This window comes from Amygdalobacter indicium (assembly GCF_029101545.1).
GTDB lineage: Bacteria > Bacillota > Clostridia > Saccharofermentanales > Fastidiosipilaceae > Amygdalobacter > Amygdalobacter indicium.
On the sequence record NZ_CP118866.1, the window covers coordinates 389,951 to 409,654 of the forward strand.

The window sequence follows — 19,704 nt, forward strand, 5'->3', positions numbered from 1 at the left end:
GATTAAATATGTTAAAATATACTTATAGAGTATATTGCTATGAACACATCTAATATCACTAATTACAAAAAACGATAATCGTCAGATTTTCATGTAGATTGCACGGCCTTCGTAAGTATAAAAAACAAATAGAAGGGGATGAGGAAATTGCTAAAGAGCTTCAAAACGGAAATAAATCCGACAGTCGAGCAAAAAATTAAGATTAACAAGACTATCGGCACTTGTAGATATGTTTACAACCTCTATCTCGATCACAACAAAGCCTTATACGATAAAGGCGAAAAGTTTATGACCGGCAAGAGCTTTAGCGTTTGGCTCAATAATGAGTACATTCCTAATAACCCTGAAAAAGTCTGGATTAAAGAAGTGTATGCAAAAGCTGTAAAAAAGTCTATTGAAGATGGCTGTACTGCATTTATAAGATTTTTTAAACATCAAAGTGCTTTTCCTCATTTCAAAAAGAAAGGTAAATCTGATGTAAAAATGTATTTCGTAAAGAATAATCCTAAAGATTGCAGCTGCGAGAGACATAGGTTGAACATCCCTACTTTAGGTTGGGTACGCATTAAAGAAAAAGGCTATATACCGACAACTAAAGACGGCTGGAAAATCAAAAGCGCTACAGTATCCATCAAAGCAGGCAAATATTATGTGTCAGCTCTTGTGGAAATGCCTGCCGCTAAGATTGCTGATAACAGCAATGACGGTATAGGAATTGACCTTGGTTTGAAAGACTTGGCGATTGTTTCTAACGGTAAAACCTATAAAAATATCAACAAGTCGGCAAGAGTTAAAAAATTGGAAAAGAAATTGCGCAGAGAACAAAGATGTCTCTCACGCAAGTATGAGGATTTAAAGAAGGGAGAGTCCACTCAAAAGAATATACAAAAGCAAAAGCTCAAAGTGCAAAGACTTCATCATAGAATGGATAATATCCGTACTGACTACATCAATAAATTAATAGTCGAGATAGTGAAAGCCAAGCCATCTTATATAACAATTGAAGATTTGAATGTATCAGGAATGATGAAGAACAGACATCTATCAAAAGCCGTGGCAGCACAAAAGTTCTATGAATTTAGAACTAAGCTTAAAGCTAAGTGTGATGAAAAAGGTATTGAATTAAGAGTCGTAGACAGATGGTATCCATCATCCAAAACATGTCACTGTTGTGGAGCTATCAAGAAAGATTTGAAGCTTTCAGATAGAATATACCGTTGTGATTGTGGCTATGTCGAGGATAGGGATTTTAATGCAGCACTTAATCTGAGAGATGCTTTAACTTACGAAGTTGCATAATGAAAGCAAACGTAAGTATGTACTGCGGGCTATCGCAGGAATTTACGACTGTGGAGTGTACAAGAGCTTGTGAGTAGCGTATTGTTTACAATCGCCAAAGCATACACGTTGAAGCAGTAAGAAGTATCCGCAAGGACTTCAATTTCTCGATGTGTTTGAGTATATTTCAACATATTTTGAGTGGCAGAGAAAAAATGTTAAAACAGGCAAATTCGGCCGGATATAATCAGCTTAATCCGCTTGTTGCTTATCGCTTGGCAAATATTAAGTTGAATGCGGAGCAACAGCAGGCCGTGACGGCACCTTTAGGCAATATTGTAGTTTCAGCAGCAGCCGGCTCAGGCAAAACTTATACTATGACGGAACGCATTATGCTGCGGGTCTTGAGTGAAAAAGCGGATTTGACGGAAATGCTGATTTTAACTTTTACTGAAAAAGCCAGTCGGCATATGCAAACAGCTTTAGCGGCAAAAATTGATGATATTATTGCCTCTTTTAACAGTGAAGATAAGATTAAGGGCAGATTGACTGCAGAACAAATTAATGCGGCGCGGAAAAATTTAAGTAAAAGTGCCGCTAATTTACCCTTTACTCAAATTTCGACGATTCACGCCTTTTGCAAACAACTGGTAACGGAAACGGCTGAGAAAATGCAGAATGAGAATGCTTTGGTTGCAGCTGTCGGTCAAGGGCAAATCGGAGAAGAAACCTATTTGGATAATTTGTTGACCGAGGCGGCGGAACGGGTTTTTGAGTACGTAATGCTGCAGATTAAAAGCGGTGCCAAACTCGATTTCAGCGACCTGATTGCGGACCTGACTACTATAACTTCCGAGAAAATTGCGAAAAAAGAGCCGACAGCCGCTGCTGAGATTCGGGGACGACAAAATGATTTGCTGCCGGAATATCTTAATTCGCTTGAGCGACAAATAAGTGCCCGGGAATTGCCGGAATTATGGCAATCTTTACTGGCACAAACCAAATCCGTCAAATCTTTACAGGAAATCACGGCGGAAACCAAACATATACTCAGACAATTTCGGACCTATGCCGATTATCGTCGCAGAATGCAGGAGGCGGCACTTTATGCCGAGCAAGCGGCGCTCAATCCGGCTGCCGCCCCGGAATTTTACTATTTGTTGCAGGAAGCGGTCGATTTAATGCCGCCGTTTATAGAAGCGGCATCTTATTGGCTCAGCCGGGCGGAATTTGCCGATTTGAATTTTCTGGCCCAAAAAGCTGCGCCGGCCGATATAAAAGCCGTTAATGCTTATTTGCAAAATCTGCTGCAAACATTGTTGCCGGCATTACAGGACTGGTTGACTCGCTATCGTCGGGCGCAGCAATTGCAGAAACCGGAAGCTCTGAAGTTGTTGAAAAACGACGTTTTTCACAGCCTGTATGCAGAATTGGTGCAGCTTGGACGCAGTTTGCCCAAACCGCCGGAAGTTACGCGCGGTAAGACGTGTAAACCCTTTACTTTCAGTCCGTTGCCCAAGCAGGAAAATTCGCTGGAATACGCTGCATTATGGTTGGAAAAAATCATGCCTTTACTTTGTCTGCTGGCACCGCAAATTAAATTGTGCAGCGATATTAAGAAGAAGGAATACAAACTGCTGTTGCCGGCTTTACCGCTGTTGGAACTGAACAGTGAAAGCAGCTTGGCTGCGCTGCGGGCCAAAAAGATTATTTTCTGGACAAGATTATTATTGGCCGTTGATGAAGTTTATTTTTTGCTGAAATATCAGAATCATACAATTGATTTTACCGATTTGGAACAGGCGGCGTATTCTTTATTGCAGGACAAAGCGGTTTTAACTTACTGCCGTGAACGTTATAAAGAGATTTATGTTGATGAATATCAGGATACATCCGATATTCAGGAAGCTATTTTGCAAAGTCTGGCGAATAATAATCTGTTCGTTGTCGGAGATATTAAACAAAGTATTTATGCTTTTCGTAATGCTAAACCGGCCAATTTTACGGAAAAGGTCGAATTGGCGAAGTTGACCGGTACCTGGCGACTGATTAATTTTAACGCCAATTATCGTTCACAGGCGGGGATTTTAGCTTTTTGTAATTTGCTGTTTCAAAATTTGCTAAAACCTGATTCGGTCGGCTTCGATTATATTGCCGACGGCCATGCGTTTAATCTGGCACCGCAGTTGCAGCAGGCGGAAGCCGAGAATAAAGTGCCTTTGGCAGTTGAAATTGTCAGTGTCAACGAAGCGGAGGAAAGCTGCCGGGAGGAGGCAATGAATTTGGCGGCCGCTCAAGCTGCTGTGGCCCAATTTAAAGTCGCCGGCAAGTTGCGTGGCGGAGATAAATTAATTAAAGAAAAAGTGAAGGTAGGCGATATAGAAGCGGACTTAATCGCTTTCAGTATCAAAAAACTGCTTGAACGGGAGCCGGAAGCGGAGATTGCCGTTTTGGCAAGATCACATGCTAAGTTAAGCAAAGTAAAAGCTGCTTTACAAAGACTGAATATAGCGTGCCGGCTCAGCGAACGTAAAAATGACGAAACGACGGAAGAAACTTATGATAATCTGCCGAATCGGGAACAGTGCAAATGGTATTTTCTGGTACAGGCGCTGCATAATCCGCTTGATGATGAAGTTTTAGCGACCGCTTTAACTTCGGATTATATGCCTTTACCGCTCAGCTTGAATAATTTGGCGGAAATAAAAGCGACAATACAGGATCTGACCGAAGAATTGAAAGATACGGATGAAGTGTGTCGAACGACTTTAACATATGCGCCGTTTTATCAGCTTGTGTATTTGTATGCGGCGTCAGGGTGGCTGAAGTTGAGAAAAGGAACAGATTTGCCGCCATATCTGCAAACCGGACTTTATGCTTTATTACAGAAACGTCTGGCGGAAAATCCGGTAATTCCGGAAAAATACATAAAAGTTGATTTGGCTGAAACTTTACTGACAGATTTGCAGCATCTGCAAAGATGGCAGGCTTTGTTCCGAACTTTGAGTTTTTCTAAAGCGTGGAAAATAATTCTGAGTGAATATATTTGGGCCAAAAAAGAAGATGATTCTTTGCAACCTCTGTATCTTGCGGCTTTCAGGCATTATCTGAGTCGGGCAGAGCAAAGCAATCCCCGGCTGACAATAGCCGATTTTGCCGGAATTTTCACTAGACCGACAGATTTGTGCCCGGAAGAGGAGCTTAATTCCGAGCAGGAAATTAACTTGTTGACTTTTCATGCGTCCAAGGGCCTGGAATTTGAACACGTTTTTATCGCCGGTCTGGATTACAGCATTAAGAATAAAACGACCGCTGTCAGTTTTAATGAGCAATTGGGTTTCAGTATGCATGACAGCGTCATTGACGATTTGCTGCAAGTTATCAGTACGACGGGTTTAGCGGAAAAAATCCTGGAACGGCGAGAAACTTATGCTGAAGAACTCAGATTGTTATATGTAGCTTTGACCCGCGCGAAAATTTCCTTGCACCTTTACGTTAACAGCCGGCCCTCGAAATTGCCGACCGGTGAGAAACTCGACCTTAAACCTGAACTTAATCTGCTTTATAGAAACAGCAGCTATGAAAAATTGTTGGCATATGCTTTACAACAGAAATTACCGGTGACGGCAGAGACGAAGTTATTGCAAAATCGCACTTTTTTGCCGGACCTTTTATTGCAGCAAAGCTTTAAGCCGGAGATTAAAGCCCAAGTGAAAAAGGGCCCGGAAGCTTGCTATAATGTGACTTGTTTGTCCTTAGCGGAACGTTACAGATTATTGGCGGAGTGTTATTTGCCGCCGGCGTTGAGAGATAAATTGATTGCAGCTGCAGCTATAGATGTTGCAGCCGCTGTGCCGGAGCCTGAGGCTGAGCCGATTTTGCCCGAGGTAAAGTTGAGCGGTACGGACAAGGTAGAAAAAGCCAGATGTCTGCGAAATCGGCAGTTACCTTTAATTGTCCCGGAGAAAAACGACCTGAACCTTTTGCTCGATTCTGAACAGGCACAAAATATCGCTCCGATTTTAGCCGGAGTTTTACAAAAAACGACAGCGCTGGCCCAAGAGGACTGTGCCGGGGAAACGGCGCTTATCCAGGCGGAAAAGCGGGGATTGCAGCCGGAATTCGAGGCTGTCGGTGCTGATTATTGGCATAATTTTGTTAAACAAAGTCAAGCGCAACAACAAATATTGCAGGAACGCCAATTAGCTCCGTTACAAAGTAAATATGCAGTCAGTGTCCTGAAAAAGGTTGCCGACAAGTGGGAGAAAGAAGAGGCCGTCGCACTTTTACCGCAACTTGATTTGGCGGTGAACAGTATCAATGTGCGTCCGGCCGAGCTGCAATTTGCGCTTGCTGACGACAGTCGGAACAGAAACAAGCAGCCGGAAGCTGCTGCTAAAGGCACTTTAATTCATCGCTACTTACAATTAGTAGATATAACCTCACTGCAAACGCAAGCTTTGACCCTCGATTTTTTGACTCGGCAACTGGATTATATGCTGCAAAATAATATAATCGGCGCTGAAGAAGATAAAATTATTCGGCCGGTATTACCGAAATTGTTGCCTTTATATTTGCCGCAACAACAAAAATTATCGCTTGTAAACGCAACTGAAAACACCCAATTGTTCCAAGCCTGGCAGGCGGTGCAGGCGGGGCGGGAAAATGCGGCCGTCTATCGGGAACATCGCTTTACTGTTCGTTACCCGCTGGCCGATTTTTTGCATTTGTTTTCTCAGGCGGATTTTAATTTACCGCAGTTGCAGCCGGAGAATATGAAAGAAATAAAACCGTATATTACCATTCAGGGTGTTATTGATTTGTGGCTGCAGGTGGGAGAGGAAGTTTATCTGATAGATTATAAGACGGACTCTCTCTCCGATGCGAAGAAGAAACCCGGCGATATCGTCGCACACTTGAAAAAAATGTATACGCTGCAGTTACAGTTATATGCTTCGGCTTTGCAAACCGGCTTACATATGACAGCCGCGGAAGCGCGAAAACATCTGCATATTTACATTTACTCCGTTGCCGCTGCCGGGTATATTCCGATAGAATTCAAATTCAATTCGGACTGATAAGCGTTTTGCCGTGCTGCTGATAGGCTTTTTTTCGTACTTGTTTCGAACCGGCCGCCCGATTTCGTTGCCGCAGCCGGCGGAAGAAAGTGCGCAATAAATTTTGCCCTTCCGTACTTAAACAGGAATCTTCGTACTGTTTATATCCGGGGTGATAATTCAACCAGCTGAAATCGAATAAATTACTGCGGGAAACCAAAGCTCCGGCTTTATCGTTGCGTAGCAGAAAATGAACTTCCGCTATTTGAGCGTTGATTAAAGCCGCCGCACACAATAGGCACGGTTCCAAATTGACGTATAAATCATAGTCGGAGAGCCTCCGGGAATTGATTTTTTGACTGATTTCCCGGAGTAAAAGACATTCGCAATGCCCGAAAATATTTTGTGCCTCTTCCCGTTGATTGTAACTGTATCCGACAATTTCCCGGGCAAGCAGAGCCCAAATATCAGATTGAGTATTCAGGAAAAAATCCGTTCGAGTTGCCGGCACGTCGTTCTGCTGTTTCTCCGTTCGCTGGGTAGAAACCGGTAAGAGCGCAGACGACAGTAAATCCTTTTGCTGCAAAATTTGACTCGAAACGGTAAACTTGGCGGCAGACGGCAAGGAGACGAAGGTGAAAAGCGCCTGTTTCTGCTCTTCGGTTAAAATTTCTGCCAAACGGCAACGAATATTATGCGGCAAAATCAAAGCGGCAATCGGTGTTTCCCCAACTGCCGCGGCCATTTGCGCTGCCTGATGGCAGAGCCGGAAACAGAAATAGTCTAAAAAATCGGCTAAAGCTGTATTTAAGTTGTCGGACATGTTCTTCCCTTTCCGGCCTGCCTGATTTACAGGAGATTTGCGAGATTGAGCGAACCGTAAGGACGAATTTGCAAATCGTACACGGAACCTTGCCCTAAAACCTGCTCGAGAGTCTGACGGTATTCTTCCACCAGTTCTGTGGGAACATAAGCTTGAATTGTACCGGCGAAACCGCCGCCGTGCACTCTGCAGGCGCCTTGACCCTGCAAAACTTTTTCACTCAAAGCCAAAGCGAGGGATACGCCCTGCTGTAAAGGCGCATGATTGCTGTAAATGTTCTGTAAAAGCAAAGCGGAACTTAAACCTGAAGCTCGAACTACAGCGAAGAAAGCCGGTAAATCCTGCCGCTCCAAAGCAGAAATAGCCTGAGCAACCCGTTCCTCTTCCTGGAAAAAATGAAAAGCCCGCAACAGAGCCCGATCGCTGACCTGTTCGCGCAATTGGCCTAAACGACGCCAAAAATCTGCAGCCGGGACTTCAGCTAAATAATTTTTGCCGAAACAGTGTGCCACTTCTTTCATTTCTGTCGGAATTGCGGCATAATCAGCCGTTAAATCGGCATGACTGCCGCCGGTTTTAGTAATTAACAAACGGTAATTACTGGAAGTCAGCGGATTAGCAAGTTGTTTAACTTTAATTTGTTTACTGTCGGCAAAATCAAGCGCGATTAAGCCGCCGAAACTGGTACCGCATTGGTCCATCAGACCGCAAGGCTTGTTGAAATAGACATTTTCCGCATATTGAGAAATTTGTGCTCTCTTCAAAGGTGAAAGCTGATTGCCGTTATATAAATCATCAATAATAGTGACCAACAGAACTTCAAAGGCAGCGGAGGAAGACAGACCGGAACCTCCGGGAACATTGGAAATAACACAGGCATCGAATCCTCCGATTTTCAGGCCCTCATCCTGCATTTTGCGAACTGTACCGCGAATTAAGGCGGCAGTCTTGCCGAATTCGGATTCTTTGACCGCCAAATCGTTCAAATTAATTTCAATGAGCTGATTATATCCCTCGGAATGCAGGCGGATAATGCCGCTGTCCGTCGGCTGAACGGCAGCTATAATATCCAAACTGATAGAAGCGCAAATAACGTGACCTTTTTGATGATCGGTGTGATTACCCAGAATCTCACTTCTTCCCGGAGTGCTGTAAAATTTGACGTCCGTTCGGGCGGAAGCTGCGGGGAAAACACTGTAAAACAAATCTTCCAGCTGAAGATAACGTTTATAAGCTTGCTGATAAGTCTGTTCATCTGCCCCGTATAATTTCTGTAAGGCGGGCAAATAACGGGAAATTAAGGATGCATGGTCGCTCATGAAGGGATAAAACCTCTTTTCAATAATATATCGGTGCGGGAAGAGAACAAACAGGCTTTCACAAAAGGGTAAAAGTGCTTTTCTTGCTTTCATTCCCTGCACCAATTATAATGTTAAAAACGGAAAAGAGCTATAAGCGGGCCTGTGGTGCCCGAATTTAGGAGAAAATTTAATGGCATATATCGAAGGTATCTGTAAAAATTGCGGTTCACTGATTCAGGTTAATCCGGCTAAGCCCGAGGCGCGTTGTTTATTTTGTTGGGCTTTGACACCGACTGAAGAAGCGCAAGAAATACTGAAAGCGGATGTGAAACCCACTTTCCCGCATGCTGTAATCGCCGATGCGCCGCCGATGGATGAGCGCATGAGCAGTTGGCGGCTGGAAGCAGGAGACAATTCCCCTACTAATAAGGCAGTCAAATCCAAGCACAATTATGACAATATCATGCGCAAAGAAAACAAAGATAATGACTTGTCGGCAGTTTCCCGCTTGAAAATGATGAAATGCGACTTGTTGCAGGTGCCGAAAGTTAAATTACCGACAGCAATAGCGTTGGCTTTAGGTTTGGTTATTTTACCTTTAGCTTTATTGATAGCTTTGACTGTCCCGGGCTATTTGCGCTGTCAGGCGGAAACTGCGGCTTTATTCGGTAAACTGGATCAACTGGTTGATAAGTCATATTTGGCGGAAAACAGAACGGCGACAGATTGTCTGGCCGTATTGAATCAGGATATTACCAACGTTCGCCTGGTTACAGGTAAAGATTTGAGCGAGAAAGAGATGCGTAAATTGGGGGCAGATTGGTATACTGCCTGCTCACAGATCAAGAAGGACAAAGTTTCTCAGGTTAAAGTTCAGGTTATCAGTAGCAAAAACAGCAATGAATTGACGGTAAATTCCGCTGACGATATTACTGTCAGCCCGATGACCCGTACCCGTTAATTTTTAACTTGCCGCCACCTGATTGAAGGAGATTGTTATGGAGATATTAACAGGAAAAATATACAAACCGGAGTATTATCCCGATTTGAATTTGTATGATTTTTACACTCGAACTTTCAGGGAATACGCTGATCACATCGCCTTCCGTTTCCGCAATAATCCTAAAGATGAAGTTCCTGTAAGCAGAACTTATCGGGAAACATCTGAAGATGCCGAGGCTTTGGCGGTAGCTTTGAAAGATTTACAGGGCGATAATAAATCACTGAGAAAAATTGCCGTTGTCGGAGCCAATTCTTATTACTGGTGTTTGACTTATCTGGCTACGGTTATGCATTTAGGAACTATCGTTCCGTTGGATCCCATGTTGCCGGCCCAGGAACTTTTACCTTTGCTGGAACGCGGAAAAGTAGATACTTTTGTTTGTGATGCCGCCTATATGACGAAACTGGGAGAGGCAATTAAAGATTTACCTTTGCTGCAGAATAAAATTTATATGTGCCTGGAGAAAGAAAGTGAAAAGAATCAGGCTCTGCTGTTACAGGCAGCGCAGGACTTCGGTTATCAAAGCCTGAATTCACTGCTTAAGGCCGGCAGAGAGTCGGAACGTACAGGTGAAGAGGCGCAACGCCTGCAGCTCCTGCCGCAATCAACGGCTGCTTTACTGTTTACGTCAGGTACAACAGCCAGAAGTAAAGCCGTTATGCTGAGTCACTATAATATTACGAGCGATTTGACAGCTTTGTTGCGGGTAATTGACATGCCGCGGCCTTTGAAACACTTATGTTTGCTGCCTTTACATCATTGCTTCGAAAACACTTGCGGTTTTCAGGCGGTGCTGGCATTGGGCGGCGAAATCAGTATGTGTGACGGTTTACGCTATTTGAGCAAGAATTTGTTGGAATATCATCCCAATTTGTTAATCGGTGTACCGGCAATTTACGATGCTTTGTATAAGAAAATTTTCACAGCTTTGCGTAAACAGAAGAAATTGTTCCTGTTTAATATTTTGCGCGGCCTGAGTCGTTTCCTTTATAATTTGGGATTTGATTGCAGACGTCGCCTTTTCCGCCCGATTTTGGCTAACTTCGGCGGCGAGGTAGCTGTCGGAATTACCGGTGCGGCCCCTATTCGCCGCAATGTGGTGGACTTTTTCCATGAGCTGGGAATTGAAGTTCTGCAAGGTTACGGCTTAACCGAGTGTACGCCGGTTGTCGCCGGTTGTAATTCCTATTACGCGGTAGCCGGTTCCTGCGGTCAACCGTTAGGCGGAGTTACAGTAGCTATTGATAATGAAGAAGACGGACAGGACGGCGAAATTCTGGTTAAGATTAATGATTATCCTGCACTCGACAGTAAACCGGAAGAGCGGGAACTGCATATTACCATGTTGGGTTATTATGAAGATGAACAAGCTACGGAGGCCACTTTGTTACCGAGCGGCTGGTTACGTACTTTCGATGTTGCTCATATTAATAAGGAAAAGCAGGTCCTGGAAATTACCGGTCGTGTCAAATCGATGATTGTTCTGCACAACGGTAAGAAGGTTTTCCCGGAAGAACTGGAAGAACAGTTGGAAGTTAATGATTTAGTTAAGCGAGCTTTAGTTTGGGGTGAAACAATGGCCGACAGCGAAGTTATTCTGTTGGCACGTTTACAAACGGATGCGGAATATATCAAAGAGCAGGGATTAAGCAAGGAACAGGTGCGGGAGGCAATAAAAACACTTGTGGACAACATGAGTGCTACCATGCCGAGTTTCAAAAAATTGCGTTCAGTTTTCTATTCCGAGACGGATATGATTTGTACGACAACTCTGAAAGTGAAGCGGGAAGCGACCAGGGAACAGGTTATTGCCAAGTTGACTGCGAACGAAATAGATTATACCAAAGGTAGTCAGGTGCTTAATCTTGATGATTTAAGCAAATGAACTTGTCGGTAGCAGAAATTTGAAACAGCCGCTTGGCGGGAATAAGTTTCCCGGCGGGCGGTTTTTTCGTCTACTTGTTATTTTTCCGCTTAACAGCTAAGATAAACAAAATGGACTTAAATTTAAGGAAAAGGTGACACTATGACAGGTGAGCGCTTGATTGATACAACAATTTATGATGTGATTGTGGCAGGCCTTGGCCCGGCCGGATTGACAGCTTGTCTTTATGCTGCCAGAGACGGATTGAAAGTGTTGGGGCTGGATCCGGCAGGTTGCGGCGGTAAATTGTTAACTATTGACAACTTGGAGAATTACCCGGGCGAAACTTTAATTAAAGGACCGGAATTAGCAGCCAAATTGGAAAAGCAAATTCAAACTCTGCCGGTTAAAATCGCCTATGAACAGGTACAGGAAGTGACAGATATAGACGCTGCCGTCAAGTCGGTGCAAACCCGGCGGCATACTTATCGGGGGCGCAGTTTGATTCTGGCAACCGGCTGCCGGGAACGTACTTTAGGTTTGGAGGCTGAAAACGAACTTAGAGGTCGGGGCGTGAGTTATTGTGCCGTGTGTGACGGTCGCTTTTATAAAGATAAAGACGTTCTGGTTATCGGCGGCGGTAATTCGGCTTTCGCTGCCAGTACCTATCTCAGTCGCTATGTGAAATCGGTTAAGCAGGTTTTACGTCGAGATGTGGCCCGAGCGAATAAAATAGAAGTTGAGCGGGTATTGCAAAATCCTAAAGTTCAAGTTTTTTATAATCTGTTGCCGCAAGCTTTTTTACAGGAAAAAATCGACGGAGAAGAGCAGTTTTGCGGCATGCGCTTTTGCCGGCGCACAGATGGACAGACAGTAGATTTACAGGCGGACGGAGTTTTTATTATGGCAGGCGAAGAACCGAACAGCGGCTTTTTGCAAAATGAGGCAACTTCGCTGCTGCTTGATCGGCATAATTGTGTGCAGACGGATCGGGACCTGAAAACTGTTGTGCCGGGCGTATTTGCCGCCGGAGATTTGCGTGACACAAATTTAAGACAAGTTGTTACAGCGGCGGCTGACGGAGCTTTGGCAGCATATAAAGCCCAAGAGTATTTAAGCAGTTTGAATTAAGATTAAGGAGGTCGGGATGAGTAAGAAAGTTTTAGTTGTTTTGGCGGCAGGTTTGGCCAGCAGATTCGGCAGTTTGAAACAGGTACGGGCGGTAAACGCTTACAATGAAGTACTTCTGGATTACAGCGTTTATGATGCTTTGCGTGCCGGATTCAGCGCTGTAGTATTTATTATTAAGGCGGAAATGCGTGCAGCTTTTGAGGCGGCTATCGGCGCTCATCTGCGCCCTTATATTGAAGTTCGTTATGCTTTTCAGGACTTTAACGATTTACCGCAGGCAGTTACGCTTGATCCGGCTCGGGTCAAACCTTTAGGTACGGCACATGCTTTATACTGTGCTCGTAACAGCGTTAAACCGGATGAAAAAATTGTCGTAATCAATGCCGACGATTATTACGGCCCGCAGGCTTTTCAAACTTTAGCCGATTATTTTGATGGTAATGAACAGCCGCAAAAGCGAAACGGCGTAGCGCTTAAGCAGTATGCGATGGTCGCTTATGAATTGGATAAAACGCTCAGCGAAATGGGCTTCGTCTCGCGCGGCGTCTGTGAATTAACCCCAGATTCTTACTTGGAGCGGATTAATGAGCGGACACAAATCGGTTATTTACCGCCGACGGCCGAAATTGTTGACGGCGAGAGGGTGGATTGTGATGCCGACAGCTGTTCGTTGCAGGCTGTCTTATTAAAAGAAAAACAGGAGCGGGAACGGGTGATTGCTTATTCTGAAGACGGAGGAGCAAGCTGGCGCACTATTTCCGGCAAAACTCCCGTATCAATGAATATTTGGGCTTTTGATTATTCTATTTTTGCTCTTTGCCAAGATTATCTCAGCGATTTTCTGCAAAATAAATTAGCTGCCGCGCCTCTGAAAGCTGAGTGCTATTTGCCTTTGGCAGTCGGCGAGGCTGTTAAACGGGAAGAAGTTCAGGTTAAAGTCTATCAGGGAAATAACCAGTGGTTCGGTTTAACTTATCAGGACGACTATCCCAAAGTTCAAGCTGCTATTTGTAAATTAGTCGCCGAGGAATTATATCCGCAACAGTTGTGGCCGCCAAAAAACTGAACGCTTGCTTGTCCGTCGACCGGGCAGATAAACGTGAGAAAATAAAAAACAGTTTAATCGACGAAATTAAACACGAAAGAAAATAATTTTGTTATAATAGACCGGTAACTCATATATGCTCGAGATATGGTCGAGCGTCTCTACCTAAAGCCGTAAATTTTAGACTATGAGTTGGTTGGTGTTTGTCTGATCGGCGCTTTCCGGCTCTTTGGCTATTTATTGCTTTAAGAGAAGAAAGTGCTTTTTTATGGAGGATTTATGGAAAAAGTACAAACACCGCAAGTGACAAATTCAGTCAATACTGACTTGAAGTACAAAGTTGATGACGTGCCGCCGAAATTTGTAGCCTTATTGTTGGCTCTGCAACATATTTTGGCGGCATTTGCCGGTATTGTGGCGGTACCTTTGGTTGTGTGTGCTGCTTTGAAATTAAGTGTGGCTCAAACTTCATTTATGGTCAGTGCGACGTTATTTGCTTCCGGTATTACGACGATTTTACAATCCAAGGGCTTAGGTCCGATAGGTGCGAGAGTTTCCGGAATGATGGGAACGGATTTCACCTTCGTTAACCCTTCGATCAGCGTCGGCAGCAAATTCGGCCCTGCAGGTATTATTACAGCGACAATTACAGCTTCACTGGTTGAAATTGTTTTGAGCCGTTTTATCAAACCTTTAATGCGCTTTTTCCCGCCTCTTATTACCGGAACTGTAGTGTCGTTAATCGGTATTACACTCTTACCGCTCAGTATTGACTGGTGTGCCGGCGGTTTCGGGGCACCTGATTACGGTTCTTTACGTAATTTGGGAATAGCCATGGTCGTTATGCTTTTTACCTTGCTTTTGAACCATTTCGGTAAGGGCTTATTCAGCACGGCGGCTGTCTTTCTCGGAATGATTTTCGGCTATCTCATCTGTTTGCCGTTGAATATGGTCAATCTGCAGGCTGTTTGGGATGCTCCCTGGATAGCTGTTCCGGGATTTTTCTCATACGGTTGGCATTTTGATTTGGCCTCGACTTTATCCTTTGTTCCGGCATATATAGTTTCTACTATCGGTACGGTAGGTATAGTTTTGGCAATTGCGGAAGCTTCCCAAGTTAAAATTGATAGCGAAAGAGTCAGCGGCGGCGTCTTGTGCGACGGCCTTGGTTCTTTAATTTCCGGTATTTTCGGTGCCGGACCGAATACCGCCTTTTCTCAGAATGTCGGTTTGTTGACGTTAACTAAAGTTGCCAGCCGCTATGTGATGGTACTGGCAGGAATTTTGTTGGCTCTGATCGGTGTTTTCCCGAAAATCAGTGCTTTAATTGCCGTTATGCCGACACCTGTTTTGGGCGGTGTGGGAATTATTATGTTCGGTTTGGTAGCTGCTCAGGGTATTAAGACTTTGACTTCCGTTAAGTTACATGACCGGGAATTGCTCATTATTTCCGTTGCTCTGGCCTTAGGTCTGGGCGTAACTGTTAAACCGGAAATTTTGAACAATTTACCGGAAACAGTCAAAATGATTCTCTCTTCCGGTATTTCCACCGGTACTCTGGCCGCATTGATTTTGAATATCGCCTTACCGGCCAAAAAACAATGAGACGATTCGTGTTACACGAAAAGCGGCATCTTTGTGCTGCTTACACTTGAAAAATTATAGGCTGAATAAAGCGACCGCATGGGAGAATTTTCACTCCGATACGGCCGCTGTTTTTTACTGCTCGATTTAATTAACGGGAAATATGATTGAAATTCGGGAAGATACCGATTACCCAATCATAAGAAGCATAAAAAGTATCCAAATTAGCATCTTCCAAAGCACGTTTGAAATTCCGCAAAAACTTTTCCCGGCATTTATCCTGATCAAAATGCGTATTCGGATCATCTACATAATATTCAATGTCGAAACGTAACAATTTTTTCTCGTGATTCAACTCGAAATCGTGCAGCCGGGAATTACTTTGTGTTTGCTGCAAAGCTGAATTAATCAGACAAATCAGACGTTTATCCTGACAACAATAGTCACCGGATTTCGATTGCGGCTCCAGATGGGTATAGAGCTTGATTTGCAGCTTTTCCAGAATTTCCTGTTCCACAGCATCAATTTTCGGGTGAAGTTCCGCAATTGTCATATTATAGGGAACCTCCAGATCAATAGAAGCTACTTTGACATTACCGTATTCGTGATAACGCAAATCGTGCCAACTTTTAATCTCCGGCAATTGGCGCAATAAATTGTATAATTCCTTTTCCGTTTCTTTATCAATACCCTGACCTAAAAGAATGCTGATAGTTTCTTTCAGCAAACCGATAGCATTTTTAATAACCAAACAGGCTAAGAGTAAGGCGGCAATCGCATCGACCGGGAAATTGGTGAAAGGGGAGAAAATATACGACAGTAATGTACAGGAGGTGATGTAAACGTCGCCGATGGTATCAATACTGTTGGCTTTGAAAGTTTGAGATTGTAAAAACTCACCGTTGATTTTGTAAACTATATGCATAATTAGTTTAACAATAATACCGATGAGCAGAATAACAAAGGTCAAAGGATTAAAAAGGACTTCTTCCGGATGCATTAAGCGCAGCACGGAGGCGCGCAGAAAACTGAAACCGATCAGCAGCACCAATAATCCGACCAATAAAGCCGTTATTCTTTCTAAAATGGCGTGGCCGTGCGGATGTTCTTTGTCCGGCGGCAAATTAGCCAGCTGCATACCGACAAAAGCTATAATGGTGGCAATGAAGTCGGATAAATTGTTGAAAGCGTCGACCATGATAGCGATGGAAGACGTCAGCAAAGCGAATATAAGCTTGCTGATAAACAAAAACAGATTACAGCAGAAGGCGAAAATATTGATCGTCTTTGCCAATGAAGGTTGTATCTTATCTGCTCTCCTGGTAAAATCGCTGCCGTATTTACGCGCTAAATAGTGCGCCATAAATCGGTGGAAGTAGCTTTTTTGCCAAAAATCGGGAGTGATTTGTTGCATAAAAATTAAGCGTCTCTCTTTCACTTGGTGTTATACTATTATAACAAAAATTGTGTTTTGGACTTTAGATACTGTGATTGAGGTAAAAAATGCAGGCATATAAACATAAAGCTTTAGTTTTAGGAACTAATTATTACATCGGCTTAAGTACAATTCGTTGCTTGGCCGCGTGTCATATTCCTTTAGTGGCTGCCGACTTCGACCGGGACAGTTACGGGATGCGCTCCCGTTATGTTCAGGAAAAGTTATGGTTAAGCGACTACAGCGTTGCTCCGGCTGAAGTGGTGAAAGAATTAATTGCTTATGCGAAACGGCAGGAGGCGAAACCGGTAATAATTCCGACCCATGACAATTATTTGCTGTTTTTAGATAAATACCAAGAAGAACTTAGACCCTATTATTTACTTTCTTTGCCGCGTCAAGGTTTGGCGGCAGAAGTAGTTGAAAAAGATAAACTTTATCAACTGGCACGAAAATATAATGTTTTGATACCGCCGACAGTCGCCTTATCGGATCCGGATTTTTATAAACGAGTGGAAACGGAAATTCAATATCCTTTAATAGTTAAGCCGATTATTTCGCCGATTTTTACGGAAACATTCCGCTGTAAATCCTTTGTTTGCCATAACCGGGCGGAGCTGGATACGGCGGTTAACAAAGTCAACGCCGCGAAAATCCCCTGCTTTGTGCAAAAGATTATTGTCGGCGATGATGAAAATATGCTGTTATTTGACGCTTTTATCCGCCAGGACGGAACGGTAACTCATACTTTTACCGGCAGTAAGTTGAGACAGTGGCCGATTAATTTCGGAGCTTCCTGTCTGATGTATCAGCATTATATCCCGGAACTTGTAGCTCCGGGCAGCAAATTTTTGCAGGATATAGGTTGGCGCGGTTTTGCTGAAATCGAGTATAAACGGGATGCGCGGGACAATAAGATTTACTTAATTGAAATTAATGCCCGCATTACCAATTTTAACTCCTGCATCGCCGCCTGCGGCATAAATGTACCGGCTTTAACATATCAAGATTTGACTGGTATGCCGTTGACGCCGCCGCAGAAACACCTGCAGGAAGATTTGCACATCGGATTTATTTACGGTTATGAGAACTTTTTTGCCAAATCCGCTTATTATCATAGCGGACAATGGACGAAGGCGCATTTGCGAGCCCAGGAACAGGGCAAGCGTTTTGTTCCGGCTATATACGATGCTGCGGACTTAAAACCTTTATTGCGCTTTGTAATTAACAAGATTAAGAAAAGACTGAGAGGATAATTATGTGCGGAATTTGCGGGTATTTACAAACCGAAGACGGTGAAACGGCAAAAGAAGCGGGACGGGAACTGTTGCAGAAGATGACCGCTTTGATCAGCCATCGCGGTCCGGATGCTGAAGGCACATATTGCTCTCAAGGCTTGGGTTTAGGCTTTCGCCGTTTGACAATTATTGATTTGAGCGAACAGGGCAATCAGCCGCTTTTTTCAGAAAATCGTCGCTACAGTTTGGTATTTAACGGTGAAATATATAACTACAAAGAATTGCGGGAAGACCTGATAGCTCACGGCTATCAATTCCAAAGCCGGACAGATTCTGAAGTTCTGGTCCACGGTTATGCTTGTTACGGCCCGAAATTATTAAGCAAATTACGCGGGATGTTCGCCTTTGCCATTTGGGATAACGTTGAACGCACTTTATTTTTGGCTCGCGATCCGTTCGGCATCAAACCGTTATATTATTCTTGTAATACAAAAGACGGCAGCTTCATCTTCGCTTCTGAAATCAAGAGCTTTCTCGCTTACCCGGCTTTTGTGAAAGAACTTAACCGGGATGCTCTTTTCTCTTATTTCAATTTTCAGTACTCGGCGTGGGAAAGTACCTTTTTCCGGGGCGTTTATAAGTTGCTGCCGGGACATTATTTATTGATTAAGCCGGAAACTTTGAAAGCATATTCGACGCCGGATAAACCGCTTCAGACAGAAACTTATTTCCACTTTACGTTTGATTACAGCCGGCGGACGAACGAAAATGATTTAGTAGAAGAATTGAGGCAACGCTTGCGCGAATCGGTGCAGTTGCATTTACAAAGCGATGTTGAAGTGGGAGCTTTCCTTTCCGGCGGTGTCGATTCCAGTTATATTGCCGCCTTGAGTCGCCCGCAACATACTTTCAGTGTCGGCTTTGCCGGCTATGCCGGCGGCGGTTTCAATGAAATTGATTACGCCAAGCGCCTGTCCGCCAAATTAGGTATACAGCATCATCACGTCGATTTGACTGCAGAGGATTGTTTCGGAATTTTACCGAAATTGCAGTACCATATGGACGAACCGCACGGGAATTTTTCCGCTGTTCCCCTGTATTTTTTGGCTAAGCTGGCGAAAGAATATGTTACGGTTGTCCTTTCCGGTGAGGGAGCGGACGAACTTTTTGCCGGCTACGATCCTTATAGAGATTCACATTTGGCCGGAATTTATAAAAAGATGTTGCCGGCTGCTTGCAGACGATTCAACCGTAAATTTATCAATTTGATACCCAGTGCGCACTTGCGGCGAGCGGTATTGCGCGCCGGTATGGAACCGCGGGAATATTTCCTCGGTGAAATGTCCATCTGCACAGACTCGGAAGCTCGCGGACTTTTACAGCCTGAGTACGCACAAGGTGTATCGGCTTTAAACGGTCTGCAGCCTTACTATGATGAAATTGCGGCTTTACCGGAATTGGATCAGAAGCAATTAATCGATTTGAAATATTGGTTGCCGGGCGATATTTTGCTTAAGGCCGACAAAATGAGCTCAGCTCATTCTTTGGAACTGCGTGTTCCTTATCTTGATTTGCAAATTTGGGATTTAGCCCGGAAAATTGCGCCCGAACAGAGAATAAAAGGCCTTGAAACCAAACATATTTTACGCTGTGCGGCGCAGGCTTATTTACCGCAGGAATGGTCGGCCAGACAAAAATTAGGCTTTATGGTGCCGTTGAAAGACTGGCTCAAACAGGAGAAATTCGCTAACTTATTGCGGGAAGAATTCGGCTCCGGTCAAGCTCGACAGTTTTTCCAAACGGATGTATTGCTGCAATATTTAGCCAAGCATCAAGCCGGTGAAGCCAATTATCAGCACCAATTATATTTAGCTTATGTCTTTTTACTTTGGTATAAAGAGTATTTTTGCAAGCGTTAACAAGCAGTGAAAGTGGGAGAGTAACT

The 19,704-nt window shown here is 44.0% G+C and carries 12 protein-coding genes, 1 pseudogene and 1 riboswitch; of the genes and pseudogenes, 10 read left to right on the plus strand and 3 right to left on the minus strand.

Translation table 11 applies throughout. The features are described 5' to 3' along the window. Window positions 1-71: 71 nt before the first annotated feature. The 3 genes and pseudogenes from PYS60_RS01585 to PYS60_RS01595 form a co-directional block, all read left to right on the plus strand. Window positions 72-200, plus strand: a pseudogene (locus PYS60_RS01585) (IS607 family transposase); the annotation flags it as partial. Next, window positions 148-1,299, plus strand: coding sequence for an RNA-guided endonuclease InsQ/TnpB family protein (locus PYS60_RS01590; protein WP_390866547.1), 1,152 nt, complete (start codon window positions 148-150; stop codon window positions 1,297-1,299). The pseudogene PYS60_RS01585 and the gene PYS60_RS01590, both read left to right, overlap by 53 nt. A 194-nt stretch (window positions 1,300-1,493) precedes the next feature. Beyond that, window positions 1,494-6,356 carry a UvrD-helicase domain-containing protein gene (locus PYS60_RS01595; protein WP_315570239.1) on the plus strand — a complete coding sequence of 1,621 codons (4,863 nt, stop codon included), beginning with the start codon at window positions 1,494-1,496 and terminating at the stop codon, window positions 6,354-6,356. Here PYS60_RS01595 and PYS60_RS01600 read toward each other — a convergent pair. Both PYS60_RS01600 and PYS60_RS01605 read right to left on the minus strand, forming a co-directional pair. Beyond that, window positions 6,343-7,158, minus strand: coding sequence for a nucleoside deaminase (locus PYS60_RS01600; protein WP_315570241.1), 816 nt, complete (start codon window positions 7,156-7,158; stop codon window positions 6,343-6,345). The two genes, PYS60_RS01595 and PYS60_RS01600, sit on opposite strands and share 14 nt — an antisense overlap. A 26-nt stretch (window positions 7,159-7,184) precedes the next feature. After that, a complete protein-coding gene (locus PYS60_RS01605) occupies window positions 7,185-8,477 on the minus strand; it encodes a galactokinase (RefSeq protein ID WP_315570243.1) in 1,293 nt (430 codons plus the stop codon). A gap of 172 nt (window positions 8,478-8,649) precedes the next feature. On the opposite strand from PYS60_RS01605, the gene PYS60_RS01610 reads away from it, so the two are divergent. The 5 genes from PYS60_RS01610 to PYS60_RS01630 all read left to right on the plus strand — a co-directional run bounded on the left by PYS60_RS01610 (window position 8,650) and on the right by PYS60_RS01630 (window position 15,107). Further along, window positions 8,650-9,420, plus strand: coding sequence for a hypothetical protein (locus tag PYS60_RS01610; protein ID WP_315570245.1), 771 nt, complete (start codon window positions 8,650-8,652; stop codon window positions 9,418-9,420). 37 nt (window positions 9,421-9,457) lie between these two features. Next, complete coding sequence (locus PYS60_RS01615) at window positions 9,458-11,347, plus strand: AMP-binding protein (RefSeq protein WP_315570247.1); 1,890 nt, start codon at window positions 9,458-9,460, stop codon at window positions 11,345-11,347. Window positions 11,348-11,488: 141 nt separating this feature from the next. Next, window positions 11,489-12,457: an NAD(P)/FAD-dependent oxidoreductase gene (locus PYS60_RS01620; RefSeq protein WP_315570249.1), complete on the plus strand. Its 969-nt coding sequence runs from the start codon at window positions 11,489-11,491 to the stop codon at window positions 12,455-12,457. Window positions 12,458-12,473: 16 nt separating this feature from the next. Further along, window positions 12,474-13,523, plus strand: a complete 1,050-nt coding sequence (locus tag PYS60_RS01625; protein ID WP_315570251.1) for a sugar phosphate nucleotidyltransferase — start codon at window positions 12,474-12,476, stop codon at window positions 13,521-13,523. A gap of 89 nt (window positions 13,524-13,612) precedes the next feature. After that, window positions 13,613-13,710: riboswitch (purine riboswitch) on the plus strand. A 71-nt stretch (window positions 13,711-13,781) separates the two neighbouring features. Continuing rightward, complete coding sequence (locus PYS60_RS01630; RefSeq protein ID WP_315570253.1) at window positions 13,782-15,107, plus strand: nucleobase:cation symporter-2 family protein; 1,326 nt, start codon at window positions 13,782-13,784, stop codon at window positions 15,105-15,107. A gap of 130 nt (window positions 15,108-15,237) precedes the next feature. Here the strand turns inward: PYS60_RS01630 and PYS60_RS01635 are convergent, their stop codons facing one another. Continuing rightward, window positions 15,238-16,500 carry a cation diffusion facilitator family transporter gene (locus tag PYS60_RS01635; protein ID WP_315570255.1) on the minus strand — a complete coding sequence of 421 codons (1,263 nt, stop codon included), beginning with the start codon at window positions 16,498-16,500 and terminating at the stop codon, window positions 15,238-15,240. 89 nt (window positions 16,501-16,589) lie between these two features. Here PYS60_RS01635 and PYS60_RS01640 point away from each other — a divergent pair, with 89 nt between their 5' ends. Next, window positions 16,590-17,777 (plus strand): carboxylate--amine ligase, encoded by a 1,188-nt coding sequence (locus tag PYS60_RS01640; protein ID WP_315570257.1) that lies wholly within the window; start codon window positions 16,590-16,592, stop codon window positions 17,775-17,777. Between the two features lie 2 nt (window positions 17,778-17,779). After that, a complete protein-coding gene (asnB, locus tag PYS60_RS01645; RefSeq protein ID WP_315570259.1) occupies window positions 17,780-19,678 on the plus strand; it encodes an asparagine synthase (glutamine-hydrolyzing) in 1,899 nt (632 codons plus the stop codon). Window positions 19,679-19,704: the final 26 nt, after the last annotated feature.